The sequence below is a fragment of the Kitasatospora sp. MAA4 genome (assembly GCF_029893355.1).
GTDB lineage: Bacteria > Actinomycetota > Actinomycetes > Streptomycetales > Streptomycetaceae > Kitasatospora.
The window spans coordinates 118045-133051 of sequence record NZ_JARZAI010000014.1; the positions used below are offsets into that span (position 1 = coordinate 118045).

Below are 15007 nucleotides of genomic sequence, written 5' to 3' on the forward strand. Positions count from 1 at the left end.
GTAGCCTCTGACCTGCGAACGAACACACGTTCGTGAACGGGGGAGGAGTGGCATGGATCAGCTACGCGACTACGCCGGGGCCGCCGAGGTGCTCGACCTGCCGGAGACCTGGCTGCGACGGAACATCCGGCGCATTCCGCACACGAAGTTCGGCAAGCACGTCAGGTTCTCGGACGACCACCTTCGGGTGATCCGTGCCATGCACGAGGTGCTGCCGGCCCGTCCTCTCCCCGCCATCACGGCCGGGCCCGCCTCTCTGGTGCCGCGAGGTGCCCGGTGACCGACAACACCGCCGTGGGGGTCGTCCGAATCGTCGGCGCCCCCGCGCTCGTCGAGGCCCTGCTTGCTGCGCTTCACGCCGATTGCGGCCTGTCCGTCGTCCGTGTCTCCCGACCGCTGCCGGCTGGTACGGGAGGAGTCGAACGCCGATACGTGCGCATCCGAACCATGGTCACTGCGGAGGTCGACCGGTGAACCGCGCATACACACCGCCGGACCGCCTGTTTCTCGCCGCCGCCGGCGCGGCCGCCACAGCCGAGGAAGTGCGGGCGGTCTGGCGGCGCGCGAAGACCGCTGGCATGCCGCGCTGGTATCTCGACCGCGTCGCCGCCATCGGACGGACCAAGCCCGATGTCCGGCCCGCCGAAGCGTCGGCGGGTGCGGCATGAGGCGGCCCCAGGTGCGTGGCCCCAGCCTGTCCCCGAGCGGGTCCGAAACGGCCGTTCTGCAACTTGCGGTCGACGGCGGCGCCGTCCCGTACCCCGACACCGTCGTCGAGCCGATTCGGTCAGCTCGGCACCGCAGTTCGGCGAGTGAGGGCGCCGGCGTCGAAAGCGATCCCGTGCCCGGCCAGTTGGACGGCCTCGACGCCATCGCGGCCCTGACGGGCCCCCGGATCGGATCGCTGTGCACCGGCTACGGAGGTCTTGACATGGCTGTGCAGTCGGTGTTCGGCGGCTCGGTGGCGTGGCACTCGGAGATTGATCCCGGGGCGCAGCTGATCCTCGCTCAGCACTGGCCCGAAACACCCAACATCGGCGATCTCACGGTCGTCGATTGGTCCGACGTCGAGCCGGTCGACGTCCTCGTTGGCGGGTACCCGTGTCAGCCGTTCAGCACAGTGGGCCGCCGGAAGGGAACCCAGGATGCCCGCCACATCTGGCCGCACATCGCCCGCGCCCTTGGCGTACTACGACCCCGAATCGCGATCTTTGAGAACGTGTCAGGACACCTTTCCCTGGGATTCGACACCGTCCTCGCCGACCTTGCCCGCCTCGGGTTCGATGCGGAGTGGGCATGTGTTCGGGCGTCCGACATCGGCGCCGCCCACCAACGCCGCCGGCTGTTCCTCCTCGCTCGGCCTGCCGACGCCCACCACGTCGGACGCGAACGGGGCGGGGCGGCACGGTACCGGCGGCGCCGACCTGCGAACGGTGATCTCCCTGTTGCCCACGCCGCGCGCCAGCCATCTCGAAGAGGGGCCGGAGGCGGTGACGCGGTGGCTGGCCCGCCGCGCCCGGCCCCGCAGGGACGGCAAGGCGGCGGACACGAGCCTGCCGTTGGGCCTGGCCGTCCGGATCCTGCCGGAGCTGGAGCAGTACGCGATTGGGGGGTCTACGGCCCGGCCGTCTCCACCTGGGAACGCACCCTCGGACGACCGGCCCCCCACCCCACCGACCCTGTGGGACGCCTGAGCCCCGCCTTCGTCGAGTGGCTCATGGGGCTCCCCGAGCGCCACGTGACCGGCGTCCCGGGCCTGACCCGTCGGGCCCAGCTGCACGCCCTCGGCAACGGCGTGGTGCCCCAACAGGCCGCCCACGCCGTGCGGTTGCTCCTCGACAGGTCCGAGCGACCTGCCTCGTGACCACCGGCGGGCGGCCCGCCCTCTCCCCGAACCTCCGCGCCGACACCGAGAGTGCCGCGCCCCGCAACCTTCGGCCCGCGCCGCACATTGGAGCACAACAGCCGTGACCTGGTTCAAAGTTGACGATACCGCCTACTCCCACCCAAAGCTGCTCACGGCCGGGAACGCGGCGCTCGGGCTGTGGCTGCGCTGCGGCGCCTACACCGCACAGCACCTGACCGAGGGCCGGATCCCGGCCGTGATCGCCGACATGTTCGGCACCGGTCCGCAGGCTGCCAAGCTGGTCCGGTCCGGGCTGTGGCACGAGACCGGCCACACCTGCCGGCGCTGCCCGCCCGTGATCGCCGGCGAGTACCTGATGCACGACTTCCTGCGCTACAACCCGACCCGGGCCAGCGTCGAGGGCACCCGCAAGCGGGAGGCGGACCGGAAGCAAAGGGGCCGCGACCGCCAGCGGACGCGCCGCGATTCGCCCGCCGATCCGCCTCCGTTCGGCGCCGGTCCGGACCCGGACGACGACGGATCCGACCCGGATTCACCCCCGGATTTCGACGAAAGTCCAGGTCACGGCGGGGTGTCCCACCCGGACGGCGCGGGCGCGTCCCACCGGTCCCGGCCCGGCCCGGCCCGACCCGGAGAGGGTGGCGGGGGCAGTAGAGAGAGTTCAGGCCGTAGCGGGCCGCCGCCCGCCTCCACTCTCTGCGCTCTGCCCGCCGACTGGGAGCCCGACGACGCGCTGCTCGCCTGGGCGGCGGCGGCCGGTCACCTCCAGCGCCTGGGACTGGAGGGGCTGGACCACGCCACCGCCAAGTGGCGCGCCCACCGGGCCGCCGGACCCGCGCGGAGCGTGCAGCAGTGGCGGCTCAACTGGCAGCAGTGGATCAACCAGGAGAGGCCCGAGCCGCCTCCGGCCGCGCGTCACCTCCAGGCGGTGCCGCCTTCTCGCCCTTCCCGCGCCGAGCAGCACGCCGCCGCGCTGCAAGCCGCGCTCGACGACATGAACACCGCCAGCCACGAGGAGGACAGCGCATGACCCGCGAGGAAGTCGCCGCCCTGCTCGCCTACGTCGGCCGCCTCGACCCGCGCGCCGCCCTGCTCGACCCCGCCGAGACGGCCGGGCAACTGGCCACCTGGTGTGAGCTGCTGCGCGACGTGCCCGCCACGACCCCCGGTGGGTGGGACGCGGCCGCGGTGGTTCGTCGGCACGTCGAGAGCAGCCCGTACCCGGTGCTGCCGGTCGACGTCACCCGCCCCTGGGCGGCCCACCGCCGGGACCTGCTCGGGCGCCACACCGACCCCCGGCCGGCCGTCGACCCCGACGACGTCGCCGCCTACCAGAACGCGATCCGGGCGCAGCGGCACGCGGTGGCCACCGGGCAGGCCGCGCCCGCCGACTCCCGGCAGCTGACCGGCGGCCCGCACCCCACCGTCGCCGCCCGTCTCGCGGGCCGCGCGCTTCCCCCGGACGTCGGCGCCGCACTGGCCCCGTACCGACCGGCGCGGGCCGCCCGGGAGGCCGCCGCCGTGGCCGGTCGACCCGACGCCCTGTCCGTGCCGTGCGGATGGTGCCGTGCGCCCGCCGGTGAGCAGTGCCGGCGGCGTACCAACGCCACCACCGACCGACCCGGCACCTGGACCCGCCGCCGCACACCGCACCCCAGCCGCATCGACGCCGCCACGACCATCACCCACCGGGAGAGCGCAGCATGACCATCACCCACGCCCCGCACAGCCGCGAGGCCGACGTCGACACGCTCCTGCACCTGGTCGACCGGGCCGAGCGCGGCGCCCTGCTGCCCGCCGAGGCCGCCCTCCTGCGCGCCGGGGTCAACGACATGGCCACCTACCGGCAGTGGTGCACCGAGTGGTCGCGGGTCGCCTCCGTCGGCCGCGCCCGCGCACACCTCCTGCGCCGGGCCCTGCGCCGGGCACTGGAGCGCGCCCGGCGCACCGCGGCGGCCGAGGCCGAACTCGCCCGACTGAAGGCCGCGCAGAACCCGGCGGCGCTGTCGCAGGAGGCGTACGCGGACCTGCTCGCGGCGCAGCTGGTCGACGCCGTCTCCCTGGCCCGCGCCGCGCGCCGGCTGCACCCCGTCGCCCGCCGCCCGCCGGCGGACTCCTGAACCGACCCGGGCGCCCCCGTACTACCGAGAGGGGCGCCCGGGTCGCCCAACCACCCGCGTACCGAAGCCTGGAGAGAACGCCCGTGTACCAGCCCGCCCGCCTTCACCGAGCCGTCGCCCAGCTGTGCACCGTCCGCCGGGAGTGGGGCGCGCTGTTGGTCGCCGTCGAGACCCCGCCAGCCGCCGCCTGGCCGCCCGCGCAGCTGTCCACCCACCTCGCGCAGCAGCTCTCCGCCGATGTCGAGCCCCTCGTCGCCGACCGGGCGCCGCTGACCCTGCGGGAGCATCCTGCGCCGCTCAACCTCGCCGCGCTCGACGCCGCCGTCCGGGTCGAGACGCTCCTGTTCGACCTGGCCGACACCCTTGCGGCCGGCGTTCAACGTCCGATCGCCCGTCAAAGGATCTCCAGCCCCGGCCGCCCCGCCGTCTGGGCCGACGATCTCACCGACGCGAGCGACCCGCGCCGCTGGGTGTACCGCAGCCCCACCGACCCGGGCAGCCGTCGCCACGGCGCCCACTTCGCCGCGATGTGGGTCGAGGGACGTCTCCTCGATGAGGACACCACGCCGGAGCGGGAGGCCAACTACACCGTGCGGCCCGCGCTGTTCGGCCTGCTGCCGGATCATCTGCGGCACGAGGCGATCCGCACCGCCGGGCAGTGTGAACGCCTGGTTCTGCGCGTGCTCGAACTCGACGCCCGCTCGACGCCGATCGAGGGCCGGCCGTGCCCCTGGTGCGCCGGCGACCTGATGTTGCACACCGCCGACGGCCAGGCGCCCCGGGTGACCTGCGGCAGCGGGCCGACCTGCCCGGCGCCCCTTCCACTGGACGAGGAGCAGCGGCGGGTGTGGGGTGCCACCGATCTCGTGTCGTTGGTCACCGCCCTTGAACGGGCCGCCGCCTGCGGCCGGGCCGCGTAGCCATCAGCTCAACTCGGGCCGCCCGGAGGGTTGTTGCCTCCGGGCGGATCCGTGCAGCCCTTGCTCGGATGGGACTGTAATCATTACAGTAATCATTACTGCGGTGATTGCAGGGCCGGACGCTACCCGGCACCCACACGACCAGGGAGAGCACCCCATGAGCTACGCAACAAGCTCGGTGGCCAGCAAAGTTGCCCACCTCCACGAGGACGGCAAGCGCACCTACTGCGGCCGACCCGTGCTTCGCGTCCTGGAGCCGGAAGAGGTCGGCGCCGGCCTGGCCACAGGCAGGCTCCACATCTGCGGCAACTGCCGCAAGAGCCGCGCTTCGTCCGCGAGCACCGCCAAGCGCACGGCGGCGCCGGTGAAGGTGGCCACGAACGCGTTCGAGCAGGCCGCCGCCGGGCTTCTCGACGTGCAGCCGACTGGCCGCTACGCCCTCCAGGTCTGCGAGGACCCACGGGACGTGTGCGAGCGCGACGCCTGCACCCTGCACTCGACCCGCGCATCCGGCACCCTCGACGAGGTCCGCGAGGTGGCCACGATGTTCCGCCACGCCTGGGCCGTCGACTCCACCGGCGCCCGGATCCCGCTCACCGACCCCCCGATCGAGGAGGCAATCGTTGAGCACCCGGAAGAGGCCCACGGCTGCCTGCCGCAGCACGTCACGAATCCCGAAGTGCACGCGGTGATCAGCATCCTGGAGCTCTGCGGTCTCGCGCCCGCCAAGCTGTGGGGCGACGACGGCGAGCAGTGCCACGACGCCACCGGGTTCTGGGTCGAGCCGCGCGGCGGCGGCCGGCTGGCGATCCACCACCTGGAGAACGGGCAGCTGGTCATGCCGGACGGCGGTGCGTGGCGGGCGGAACTGAACGACTACCGGGCCGCGTTGCGCACCGTCGGCTGGAACGTCGAACCGCTCGTCGCCACGTGCTGCGTGTTCGCCCACGTGCCGGACAGCGATCTGCGGCCGGACGTCACCCCGGCCGCCGGGCCGGACGTCCGGAACGTGGCGCAGGCCGCGCTCGCCGCCGCAGTGCGGTCCGGCAACGTCGCAGAGGTCGAGGGGCTGATCGCCTGCTTCCCGGACGGCGACCGCGTGCGCCAGGCGCGCACCGAGATCATCAGGGCCGCCGCCGCGCAGCGCGTGCGGATCGGCCAGAGTAGGACGTGACATCTCGAACGCCGGCCGGGTACCCGCCCGGCCGGCAGCCCCGGAAGGACCCTGAACCGATGCCCGAGCCCGAGAAGGTGCTGACGTACGCCGACGCCGTGCGGATCAAGGGCGAGGAGAAGGAACTCGAACCACAGCTCGCCCGGATCATCGTCGAGGCCAAGGACAGCGGCACGAAGGCCGTCCAGATCGCGCGCGACCTGAACCTGACCGAAGGGCGCGTGCACCAGATCATCCGGGCGTACCGCAACCAGTGAGCCAGGGGCCCGCCGTGGCGACGCTACCGCCAGGCGGGCCCACACCCGCAGACAGAGAGACCTGTCAGGGGCCGCGAACCACCCTACGGCGGCCACACCGAACACTGACCGATCGAACGGACTTGCGTCGTTACCGATTCGTGTCCTAAAGTTCGAAGCGCTTCCGGCGTGCCCGGAACACAGACTCTCGAACGGCCCCGCCAACCGGCGGGGCCGTTCGCGTTTCCCGAGACAACATCGAGAAGGGGGGATCCATGCGAGAGCCCGCACTGTTCGAAGACACCCCACTGGAGCGACTGAGCGCCGGACCGCACGCGATCCGCCCGTTCTCCGTCCTGCGGTCCGATCTCGGACCGTGGCGGGACCGCCGTCGAGCCTGGCACGAGCTGGGCATCGCCAGTCGGGCCGGCCGCGACCACGTCACCACGTTCGCGGTCGACGGCCCGTTCGGGCAGAAGCTGGGCAGCATCAACGGCGGCCTCTCAACCTTCGATCCCGTGCTCGCCGAGGTCAGTTACGAGTGGTACTGCCCGCAGGGCGGCCGCATCCTGGACCCGTTCGCAGGCGGCTCCGTACGCGGCCTGGTCGCCGCGAACGGAGGCTTCCGCTACCACGGCATCGACCTCTCACCGGAGCAGATTGACGCCAACGAGGATCAGGCGGCCGACTGGGCGCAGCGCGATCTACTCGCCGCCGAGCCGACATGGCAGGTCGGAGACGCCGCCGATGTCCTACCGACCATGCCCAGCAACAGCTTTGACTACGTGTTCACCTGCCCGCCGTACCACAACCTGGAGAAGTACAGCGATCACCCGGCGGACCTGTCCGCGATGCGGTGGAAGGACTTCGCAACGGCCTACGAGCAGATCATCGCGGAGTCGGTCCGCTGCCTGGCCGAGGACCGGTTCGCCACGTGGGTTGTGGGCGACATCCGCAACTATGCCGGGATGGTGCGCGGGCTGGTGCCGCTGACCATCGCAGCCCATGAACGCGCCGGCGCCCGGCTCTACAACGATGCCGTCCTGCTCAACACCATCGGCACCGCCGCCATGCGTCTGCCGCAGCAGTGGCGCGCGGCTCGCAAGATGGGCCGGATCCACCAATACGTTCTGACCTTCGTCAAGGGTGATCCGAAGCGCGCGACCGCACTTCTCCCGGATCCGCCCGGCGCTGGTACTGGCTGAACCTGCGCCGTCGCTGCACGGGCACCGACAGGAATCGGGGGTGTGATGCCCAAGCGCTTCTGCCTGGATTGCAGGCAGCTGTTCCCCGCACCGAAGGGGCGCAGCCGCTGCCCGGTGTGCCAGGCCGCGTTGGAGGCCAGGATGAACGCCCGGTCCAAGGGCAACACCACCCGTCGCGGCCTGGGTTGGAAGCATCAGCAGCGGGTGCGCGCGGAGATCTCGGCGGACATGCTCTGCTGGATCTGTGGCCGGCCCGGGATGGCGTCGGATCCGATCACCGCCGACCACGAGGTGCCGCGCGCACAGGGCGGCGGGGACGGTCCGCTGCGGCCGGCGCACCGGTCGTGCAACTCCCGGCGCGGGGCACGGCTGAGGGGCGGCCACGATGGTTGAGCAGGCCCGAAAGGCTTTTTAGCAAGATCATCTTGCTGACCCCTCGCCCTTGGCCCCATTTTTGCGTGGTACCAGCCGCCGTGTTTTTTTCCGGGGCCCGGCTTGGGGGGTGATCACGTTGCCCAGGACCAAGAAGCCGCCGGGCGCGGCCGCTGACCGGCGCAACGGCCGCCGCGCGGAACTGACGGTGGTGCAGGGCTCGCGCCTGGAGCTGCCGCAGCCTCCACCCGGTGTCGCGTGGTGCGACGACGCGGTCGCGGCCTGGGAACGGTACTGGGAGGACCCGGTCGCCACCGCGCTGACCCCGGCGGACGAAGTGCTCGTTCTGCGCTGGCTGGAGGCCCTCAACCGGTTCTTCATCCTGTCGAGGCAGGCCGACCAAGCGCCGCTCGGCGTCGGCAGCCAGGGGCAGGACGTCCTGAACCCTCTCTACAAGGCCGCCGAGATGGCGTTGCGCACGGTGGAGTCCTGCGAGCGGCAGATCGGCATCGGCCCGGCGCACCGCGCCAGTCTCGGGATCGCCCTGCTGACGGAGAAACGCACCCTGGCGGACCTGAACACCCAGTACCGCGAGGAGGTGCCGCGTGGCGGGGGCGACGAGGAGCCGGACCCACGGCTCGGCACGGGCTGATCCGGGCTGCCAGCAGTGCGGTTGGGAGCCGGCGCCGGGGCAGTTGTGGCCGACGTTCGGGCCGATGGCGGTGCGGTGGATCCAGGAGAACTGCATCTGCGCCGAAGGCGACTTCTACGGCAAGAAGATCGTCCTGCGGCCGGACCAGAAGGCGTTCGTCTACCGGTGGTACGAGCACTGCCCGAACTGCGACTACTGGCGCTATGACGAGGCGATCCGCACCGCGGCCACCGGTGACGGCAAGACGACGTTCATCGCCGCGCTGGTGGCTCTGGAGTTCGCCGGGCCCGCCGAGGTCTCGCCGGCGTCGCCCAACATCGTTATCAGCGCCGCCTCGTTCGAGCAGGCCGACCTGCTGTTCAGCGTCACGGCCACGATGTTCGGCGGCCGCGACCAGATCGCCACCGAGTCGCCTCTGTGCGGTTCTTCGAGGTCTACGACACCGAGATCAGCCACGCGGACGGCCGCCCGGGGAAGGTCACGCGCATCGCCGCCGTCGCTGGCACCAACGAGGGTGGCCAGCCCACCGCGTTCATCTGCGACGAGGTTCACGAGTGGGGTGACGTCGGCTCCAGCAAGGCCCGGGTGCGCACGGTGGTCGGCAAGTCGACCCGAAAGCGCCGCGTCCGCTACGAAATCCCCGGCCCGGACGGCGAAATCCGCGTCGTCTACCGGGGTTCGGGGCGGATTCTGAGCCTGTCCACGGCCGGGTTCGACATCAAGAACAGCCTGTTCGGCCAGATGATCATCCATGCCCGCAAGGCCGAGCGGCGCCCTGACGTGGCCCCGCGACTGCTCTACGACCACTTCGAGGCTCCCGAGGGCCTGGACTACGACAAACCGGCCGACCGGCGCACGGCCGTGATCGCCGCCTCGCGCGCGGCCGGTGTGCTGTGGGACATCCAGGCCCGGGTGGACGAGTGGAACACCCCGGGCATGCCCAAGCACGAGTGGATGCGCTACTACGGCAACAGCTGGGTGGCGCAGGCCGCTGACAGCTGGCTCGCCGACCATCCCGGCGCCTGGGACGCCTGCCAGGGCACCTGGCAGCTGACCGGCGACGAACCGGCGGTCCTGGCCGTCGACATGGCACTCAAGCGCGACACCGTCGCCGTGGTGGAGGTGCGGGCCCTGGCGGACGGCCGGTACGCCGCCGTCGCCCGGGTGTGGGAACCCAATGACGCCCGGATCGACCACCGCGAGGTGTTCGCGTGGATCGGGGCGCGCGCCGAGGAACTCGGCGACGCCTTCCAGGGGCTGGTGTACGACCCCAGGTACTTCGAGCTGCCCGCGCGTGACCTGGAGGACGAGGGCCTGTTGGTCATCGAGATGCCGCAGTCGCCGGAGCGGATGATCCCCGCCGTCGGCCTCGCCTACGAGGCGATCGTCAACGGCACCCTCGTCCACGACGGCGGCGACACCTTCACCGCCCAGGTCAACGCCGCCGCCAAGCGGCCCAGCGAACGCGGCTTCACCCTCTCCAAGGGCAAGTCCCGCCGCCACATCGACGCCGCCGTCGCCCTGTGCATGGGCCTTTGGACCCTCGCCGAGCTGGCCGGACAGATGGACGCCAGCGCCTCCGACTCCATCTGGTGAACGGAGGCGAGACGATGCGCCGTCACATCTCCAGTGCCCTGGGGGCTTTCGCAGCAGTGGCCGGCCACGCCGTCCGCTTGGGCCGGCTCGGCGGACGGTACGTCCCCGGCTGGGCGGGGGCCGCCCTGGTGAGCTGGGGCGCGGAGATGGCCTGGCGCCCGGCTGGCCTGATCACGGCGGGGTTGTTCCTGTTGGCCGCCGACGCGGTCATCCCCTCGGGCCGACCGCACGGGGAGGAGGACTGATGGCGCTGTTCCGCAGCCCGCCACGAGGCTCGCGCGAGCACCGTGCGCTGACCTTCATCGCGCCCCCGATCGGCGCGCACCTCCAGGCCGCCCAGGACTACGCGGCGGGCTCCGTCGAAGGCTCGATGCGCCACGCGGTGGTCTGGAAGTGCGTGCGCCTGGTGGCTGACGTCATCAGCTGCATGACACCGATGGTCTACCGGGGCCAGCCCGGCGTTCCCGGCGCGGTGCGCCTGCCGCCGCCCCTGGTGCTCACCCAGCCGATGGCCAGCGCGGACATCAACGACTTCGCGTACATGGGCATGGTCAGCCTGCTGCTGCGCGGCAACGCCTACGGCGAGATCCTCGACATGGAACACGGCCTGCCCACGCAGATCGAGCTCCAGCACCCCGACCGGGTCAAGGTCAGCGTCGACAACGACGGCAGTGTCACCTACCGGTACGGCAACCGTGAGATGAAGCCGCACCAGGTCTGGCACCGCATGGCCTACCGGATGCCCGGCATGCACACCGGCCTGTCCCCGATCAGCTACGCCATGGCCACCACCCGCCAGAGCGTCTCCGCCCAACGCTTCGCCACCGACTGGTTCGACGCCGGCGGCCACCCGGGCGGGGTGATCACCAACGCCAACACCAAGAAGCTCGTCGACCAGGACGAGGCCAACACCATCAAGACCCGCTTCCTGGCGGCCGCGCGCGGCCGGGAACCGGTGGTCATGGGCGGGGGCTGGAACTACCAGGAGATCAAAATCAGCCCGGATGAGAGCCAGTTCCTGGCCACCCAGAAGTGGACCGGCTCCCAGCTGTGCGGATTCTTCGGCGTGCAGCCGGAGCTGGTGGGCGAGTCGTCCGAGGGATCCGCGATCACCTACGCCAACGTCGAGTCCCGCTCGATCGACTTCCTCAAGTACGGGGCGGCCGGCTGGATCGGCCGCTGGGAGCGCTGGTACGGCGCGCTGACCCCGCGCGGCCAGTACGTGCGCCTCGACAAGTCCGCGCTGCTGCAAGGCGACACCCTGACCCGCTACCAGGCGATCCACATGCTGGTCGCCGCCCGGATCATCACCCAGGACGAGGCCCGCGCCATGCTCCTGGAGCTGCCGCCGCTCACCGACCAGCAGCGCGCGGAGATCGACGCCCTGGTCCTGCCGACCCCACCGCCCGTCGGCTCCCCCAAGATCGGCTCCTAGGAGGCCCGCATGTCCCGTCTCGTGCTGCCGGCCTCCGGCCTCACGGTGGCAACTTCCCTTGACGTGCTGGCCGAGCGGCGCTCCGCTCTGCCCGGCTGGCGCGAGCAGCGCCGCCAGCGCGTCCCCGCGCAGTTCGAGTTCCGCGCCAACCCCAGCTCCGCATCCGGGCAGACCTTCGCATTCCGCGGCTACGCCGCGACGTTCGAGCAGCCCTTCGCCATGTGGGACATGTGGGGCGACCCGTACACGGAGGTGCTTGACGCCGGGGCTTGCAACGGCACCCTGGCGGCGCAGGCCGACGTGCAGTTCCTGATAGGCCACGACACCGCCGGGATCCCGCTGGCCCGTACCGGCTCGGGAACCATGACGCTGGCGGCCGACTCGACCGGTCTGGACGTCAACGCCCCATCACTGGACGGCCGTTCACCGCTGGTGCAGTCCTTGGCCAGTGCGATGGAGCGGGGCGACATGGACGAGATGAGCATCGGGTTCATCGCGCTTGCCCAGCAGTGGAGCCCGGACTACATGGAGCGGCGCATCACCGCGATCGACCTGAACCGAGGCGACGTCAGCATCGTTTGCTGGGCGGCCAACCCGAACGCCAACGGCGCCTCGCTGTCCGTGCCGTTGCCCATCACGGCCGCCGGGGCACTGGCGGCCGGCCACCCCGGGGAGCGGCGCGCGGCTCCCGCCGACGGACCCCAGCCTGATTTCAGCGCCAAGCCCGCCCACGACGCCGCCGCGCACGGGACCGGGTCACCGCAGTGCCCCAACGCCGCCTGTGGCGCGGCGAACGCCTCCGACGCCGGGTACTGCGACCAGTGCGGAGAGCCGCTGTACGACCAGGGCGGCCTGGTCGCCTCCGTCGGCGACATGGACGACGCCGTCACCGATGCCTCCGGAATTGTCGAGGAGGACACCGAGATGGCCCTCGCCGACGCGCGCGCCCGCGTCCGGGTCCTGGCCCTGTCCGCCCGCCGCCCCTGACGCACCCCCTTATCCGAACGTGAAGGAGTACCGCTGTGCCTGTGCCTGTCCTTGATGTCCTCGGCGACCTGCGGGCCCGCCGGGAAACCCTGCTCGGCGAGATGCAGACGCTGTCCGCCGCCGCGATGACCGCCGAGCAGCGCACCCGCTTCGCCGAGTTGGACGGCGAGATCACCGAGTTGGACGGTGAGGTCGAGCTGCGCGAGCGCCAGGCGGAGCGCGAGCAGCGCGCCGCGGCCGCCCGTGCCGCCTCCGGGCAGACCGGCGCGGGCGCGCCCGGTTCCGAGCGGCGTTCGGGCTCGGGCTGGTCGGTGGGCGAGGAGCCCAACGTCTACGGCCGTGGCTCCGGCCACTCCTACTTCCTGGACATGGCCCGCGTCGAGGCCAAGCAGGGGATGGGCGACGGCGGCCCGCGCGCGGCCGAGCAGCGCCTGGCCCGCCATGCCCAGGAGCTGGCCGTGGACATGCCGCGCCGCGCCGAGCGCCGCGCCGCCGCTGCCTCGGCCGCGTTCGACCGGATCCACACCACCGGCAGCCCGGCTGAGCGCCGCGCCCAGGAACGCGCGATGGCCATGATGGACAAGTCCGGTGTCAGCCCGTTCGAGCGCGAGAACCGCGCGCTGTCCCGCACCGACGGCGCCGGCGGCTACGAGGTCCCGCCGCTGTGGCTGATCGACGACCTGATCCCCTACCTTCGCGCCGGGCGCACGTTCGCCGACCTGCTGCACGGCATGCCGCTGCCCGCAGGCACCGACTCCATCAACATCCCGCGCATCACGGTCGGGACCGCGACCGGGCCGCAGGTCGCCGACGGCGCCCCGGTCGGCGGCCGCGACATGAGCGACAACTTCGTCAACGCCCGTGTGCAGACCATCGCCGGGCAGCAGGACGTCGGCCTCCAGCTGCTGGACCAGAGCCCGATCGCCTTCGACGAGCTGATCCTGAGCGACTTGTCGTCCGACTACAACTCGCAGTTGAGCGGACAGTGTTTCGTCGGGTCCGGCACCGCCGGGCAGATCCTGGGTGTGTGGCCCGGCGGCGTGATCTCCAACAGCAATGGGATCTATGTCCCCAACAGCAACAACACCGCGAGCCAGTCCTGGGTGAACGGCGGCGGCGCCACCCCGTCCGTCAGCAACAGCATCTTCCAGGCCGGCGGGCAGATGCTGTCGCTGGTCGCCCGTACCCGTCTGCGGCCGCCGACCCACCACGTGTGGCACCCGTGGGTCTGGTACTACCTGCTGACCCAGGTCGACCAGTCCGGCCGGCCGCTGGTCGTGCCAGGCACCCCGAACAACACGGGCTGGAACCAGGCCGCGGTGGACACCGACGGCCCGGTCGTCTCCGGTCCGGTCGGCTGGTACCAGGGCCTGCCGGTGATCCTGGATCCGCAGGTCCCGGTCAGCTTCCCTGCCTCTGGTGGCACCAACCCGCAGATCACCACGCTCAGCAGCGGGCAGTTCGCGATCAGCCCCGGCAGCGGGGCGTTCACGCCGCTGCTGGTGGGCCTGTGGGACGACTGCTTCCTGTGGGAGGGCGAGATGCGTACCCGCGCCCTGACCGAGGTGCTGTCCGGCACGCTCCAGGTGCGCTACCAGATGTACAACTACGTTGCGACGATCCCCAACCGCTACCAGGCGTACGCCAACGTGCAGACCGGCAGCGGCCCGACCACGGTCGCCCAGGCCGGCTCGGCGGTCTCCTACGCGACGCTCACCCAGTACTCGTCCACGCCCGCCAACAGCGTGCTCAACATGATGAACGCGGGGTTCTGATGGATCTCTCCGGCGGGCGCTACCCCGACTACGAGCAGGAATGGCTACTGGACGGCCAGCCCAATCCCCCCTACCGCCGCAGCATTTCGCGCGGCGACATCAACACCACCGCCGCGACGGGAGCGGCCACCACCGTCCCCTACGTCGTCGCGGTGCCTGCCCAGGTCGGCGACGTCATCGGCTACGTCACCTTCGGGATCGGCACTCTGTCCTCCGCACCCGGTGCCGGCTCCTTCGTCGTCGTCTACTCCGGTGTCCCGACGGCGAGTTCGCCCGCCACGGTGCTCGGCGTCTCGGCCGCAACCACGTTCACCGGTGGCGCCAACAAGATCGCCCTCACCTCGCCGGTGGTGGTCGCGGGCACGGTCGGCACCCCGCAGAACGCGGCAGCATCCGGCCTGCCCAACGCCCCGCTGGTACTCGGCGTCGCGATCGTCGAGGCGTGGGGCACCGCCGCGAGCACCTTCGACGCCATGGCCGGCGGATCGTCCGCTTTCAAGGGCCTCCTGGCCGCACAGGTCCCGCTGGTGACCAAGCTCCCGGCGCTCGGCGCCCCACCTGCGCTCGGCGCCAGTTCGGGGACGACGATCACCGCTCCGGCGACCGGCCTGGTCCCTTACGTGGTCCTGAGCCGCTCGTGACCGGGCCGGTACCGCCCGCAGCGCCCC

At 71.8% G+C, this 15007-nt stretch carries 20 protein-coding genes and 1 pseudogene; 20 read left to right on the forward strand and 1 reads right to left on the reverse strand.

Annotated elements, in window-relative coordinates; all coding sequences use genetic code 11:
* The first annotated feature begins 52 nt into the window (after positions 1–52).
* From P3T37_RS20010 to P3T37_RS20075, 14 genes and pseudogenes are all read left to right on the forward strand, one after another.
* On the forward strand, positions 53–280 hold the full coding sequence (locus P3T37_RS20010) for a hypothetical protein (protein ID WP_280725096.1): 228 nt from the start codon (positions 53–55) through the stop codon (positions 278–280).
* A complete protein-coding gene (locus P3T37_RS20015; protein ID WP_280725097.1) occupies positions 277–474 on the forward strand; it encodes a hypothetical protein in 198 nt (65 codons plus the stop codon). The genes P3T37_RS20010 and P3T37_RS20015 overlap by 4 nt, the downstream gene beginning before the upstream one ends.
* Complete coding sequence (locus P3T37_RS20020) at positions 471–668, forward strand: hypothetical protein (protein WP_280725098.1); 198 nt, start codon at positions 471–473, stop codon at positions 666–668. The genes P3T37_RS20015 and P3T37_RS20020 overlap by 4 nt, the downstream gene beginning before the upstream one ends.
* Before the next feature lie 263 nt (positions 669–931).
* Positions 932–1306, forward strand: a pseudogene (locus P3T37_RS20025) (DNA cytosine methyltransferase); the annotation flags it as partial.
* Positions 1307–1681: 375 nt separating this feature from the next.
* Positions 1682–1864: a hypothetical protein gene (locus tag P3T37_RS20030; protein WP_280725212.1), complete on the forward strand. Its 183-nt coding sequence runs from the start codon at positions 1682–1684 to the stop codon at positions 1862–1864.
* Positions 1865–1967: 103 nt separating this feature from the next.
* Positions 1968–2897: a mucin-2 gene (locus P3T37_RS20035; RefSeq protein ID WP_280725099.1), complete on the forward strand. Its 930-nt coding sequence runs from the start codon at positions 1968–1970 to the stop codon at positions 2895–2897.
* Positions 2894–3574 (forward strand): hypothetical protein, encoded by a 681-nt coding sequence (locus tag P3T37_RS20040; RefSeq protein ID WP_280725100.1) that lies wholly within the window; start codon positions 2894–2896, stop codon positions 3572–3574. The genes P3T37_RS20035 and P3T37_RS20040 overlap by 4 nt, the downstream gene beginning before the upstream one ends.
* On the forward strand, positions 3571–3987 hold the full coding sequence (locus P3T37_RS20045) for a hypothetical protein (RefSeq protein ID WP_280725101.1): 417 nt from the start codon (positions 3571–3573) through the stop codon (positions 3985–3987). The genes P3T37_RS20040 and P3T37_RS20045 overlap by 4 nt, the downstream gene beginning before the upstream one ends.
* A gap of 83 nt (positions 3988–4070) precedes the next feature.
* The gene (locus P3T37_RS20050) at positions 4071–4907 is read left to right on the forward strand and encodes a hypothetical protein (protein ID WP_280725102.1); all 837 of its coding nucleotides are present in this window, start codon (positions 4071–4073) and stop codon (positions 4905–4907) included.
* A 157-nt stretch (positions 4908–5064) separates the two neighbouring features.
* Positions 5065–6081, forward strand: a complete 1017-nt coding sequence (locus P3T37_RS20055) for a hypothetical protein (RefSeq protein WP_280725103.1) — start codon at positions 5065–5067, stop codon at positions 6079–6081.
* A gap of 59 nt (positions 6082–6140) precedes the next feature.
* Positions 6141–6338 carry a hypothetical protein gene (locus P3T37_RS20060; RefSeq protein WP_280725104.1) on the forward strand — a complete coding sequence of 66 codons (198 nt, stop codon included), beginning with the start codon at positions 6141–6143 and terminating at the stop codon, positions 6336–6338.
* A gap of 254 nt (positions 6339–6592) precedes the next feature.
* Entirely contained in the window at positions 6593–7522 is a 930-nt protein-coding gene (locus P3T37_RS20065; protein WP_280725105.1) for a class I SAM-dependent methyltransferase, read from the forward strand.
* 45 nt (positions 7523–7567) lie between these two features.
* Entirely contained in the window at positions 7568–7915 is a 348-nt protein-coding gene (locus P3T37_RS20070; RefSeq protein WP_280725106.1) for an HNH endonuclease, read from the forward strand.
* Between the two features lie 118 nt (positions 7916–8033).
* The gene (locus P3T37_RS20075; RefSeq protein WP_280725107.1) at positions 8034–8546 is read left to right on the forward strand and encodes a hypothetical protein; all 513 of its coding nucleotides are present in this window, start codon (positions 8034–8036) and stop codon (positions 8544–8546) included.
* 201 nt (positions 8547–8747) lie between these two features.
* Here the strand turns inward: P3T37_RS20075 and P3T37_RS20080 are convergent, their stop codons facing one another.
* Positions 8748–8951 carry a hypothetical protein gene (locus tag P3T37_RS20080; RefSeq protein ID WP_280725108.1) on the reverse strand — a complete coding sequence of 68 codons (204 nt, stop codon included), beginning with the start codon at positions 8949–8951 and terminating at the stop codon, positions 8748–8750.
* Positions 8952–8963: 12 nt separating this feature from the next.
* Here P3T37_RS20080 and P3T37_RS20085 point away from each other — a divergent pair, with 12 nt between their 5' ends.
* Genes P3T37_RS20085 through P3T37_RS20110 form a run of 6 tightly spaced genes read left to right on the forward strand, consistent with a single transcriptional unit; the run spans position 8964 to position 14980 of the window.
* Positions 8964–10142 (forward strand): terminase TerL endonuclease subunit, encoded by a 1179-nt coding sequence (locus P3T37_RS20085; protein WP_280725109.1) that lies wholly within the window; start codon positions 8964–8966, stop codon positions 10140–10142.
* Positions 10143–10156: 14 nt separating this feature from the next.
* Entirely contained in the window at positions 10157–10387 is a 231-nt protein-coding gene (locus tag P3T37_RS20090; protein WP_280725110.1) for a hypothetical protein, read from the forward strand.
* Complete coding sequence (locus tag P3T37_RS20095; protein WP_280725111.1) at positions 10387–11577, forward strand: phage portal protein; 1191 nt, start codon at positions 10387–10389, stop codon at positions 11575–11577. The genes P3T37_RS20090 and P3T37_RS20095 overlap by 1 nt, the downstream gene beginning before the upstream one ends.
* Before the next feature lie 9 nt (positions 11578–11586).
* Positions 11587–12564, forward strand: coding sequence for an HK97 family phage prohead protease (locus P3T37_RS20100; RefSeq protein ID WP_280725113.1), 978 nt, complete (start codon positions 11587–11589; stop codon positions 12562–12564).
* 35 nt (positions 12565–12599) lie between these two features.
* Entirely contained in the window at positions 12600–14339 is a 1740-nt protein-coding gene (locus P3T37_RS20105) for a phage major capsid protein (protein WP_280725114.1), read from the forward strand.
* A complete protein-coding gene (locus tag P3T37_RS20110) occupies positions 14339–14980 on the forward strand; it encodes a hypothetical protein (RefSeq protein WP_280725115.1) in 642 nt (213 codons plus the stop codon). The genes P3T37_RS20105 and P3T37_RS20110 overlap by 1 nt, the downstream gene beginning before the upstream one ends.
* Positions 14981–15007: the final 27 nt, after the last annotated feature.

What these genes read in the sequence shown, in the direction of transcription:
- P3T37_RS20010 (WP_280725096.1), top strand. Translation starts at nt 53, where the DNA reads ATGGATCAGCTACGCGACTACGCCGGGGCCGCCGAGGTGCTCGACCTG.
- P3T37_RS20040 (WP_280725100.1), top strand. Translation starts at nt 2,894, where the DNA reads ATGACCCGCGAGGAAGTCGCCGCCCTGCTCGCCTACGTCGGCCGCCTC.
- P3T37_RS20045 (WP_280725101.1), top strand. Translation starts at nt 3,571, where the DNA reads ATGACCATCACCCACGCCCCGCACAGCCGCGAGGCCGACGTCGACACG.
- P3T37_RS20055 (WP_280725103.1), top strand. Translation starts at nt 5,065, where the DNA reads ATGAGCTACGCAACAAGCTCGGTGGCCAGCAAAGTTGCCCACCTCCAC.
- P3T37_RS20060 (WP_280725104.1), top strand. Translation starts at nt 6,141, where the DNA reads ATGCCCGAGCCCGAGAAGGTGCTGACGTACGCCGACGCCGTGCGGATC.
- P3T37_RS20065 (WP_280725105.1), top strand. Translation starts at nt 6,593, where the DNA reads ATGCGAGAGCCCGCACTGTTCGAAGACACCCCACTGGAGCGACTGAGC.
- P3T37_RS20070 (WP_280725106.1), top strand. Translation starts at nt 7,568, where the DNA reads ATGCCCAAGCGCTTCTGCCTGGATTGCAGGCAGCTGTTCCCCGCACCG.
- P3T37_RS20090 (WP_280725110.1), top strand. Translation starts at nt 10,157, where the DNA reads ATGCGCCGTCACATCTCCAGTGCCCTGGGGGCTTTCGCAGCAGTGGCC.
- P3T37_RS20095 (WP_280725111.1), top strand. Translation starts at nt 10,387, where the DNA reads ATGGCGCTGTTCCGCAGCCCGCCACGAGGCTCGCGCGAGCACCGTGCG.
- P3T37_RS20100 (WP_280725113.1), top strand. Translation starts at nt 11,587, where the DNA reads ATGTCCCGTCTCGTGCTGCCGGCCTCCGGCCTCACGGTGGCAACTTCC.
- P3T37_RS20110 (WP_280725115.1), top strand. Translation starts at nt 14,339, where the DNA reads ATGGATCTCTCCGGCGGGCGCTACCCCGACTACGAGCAGGAATGGCTA.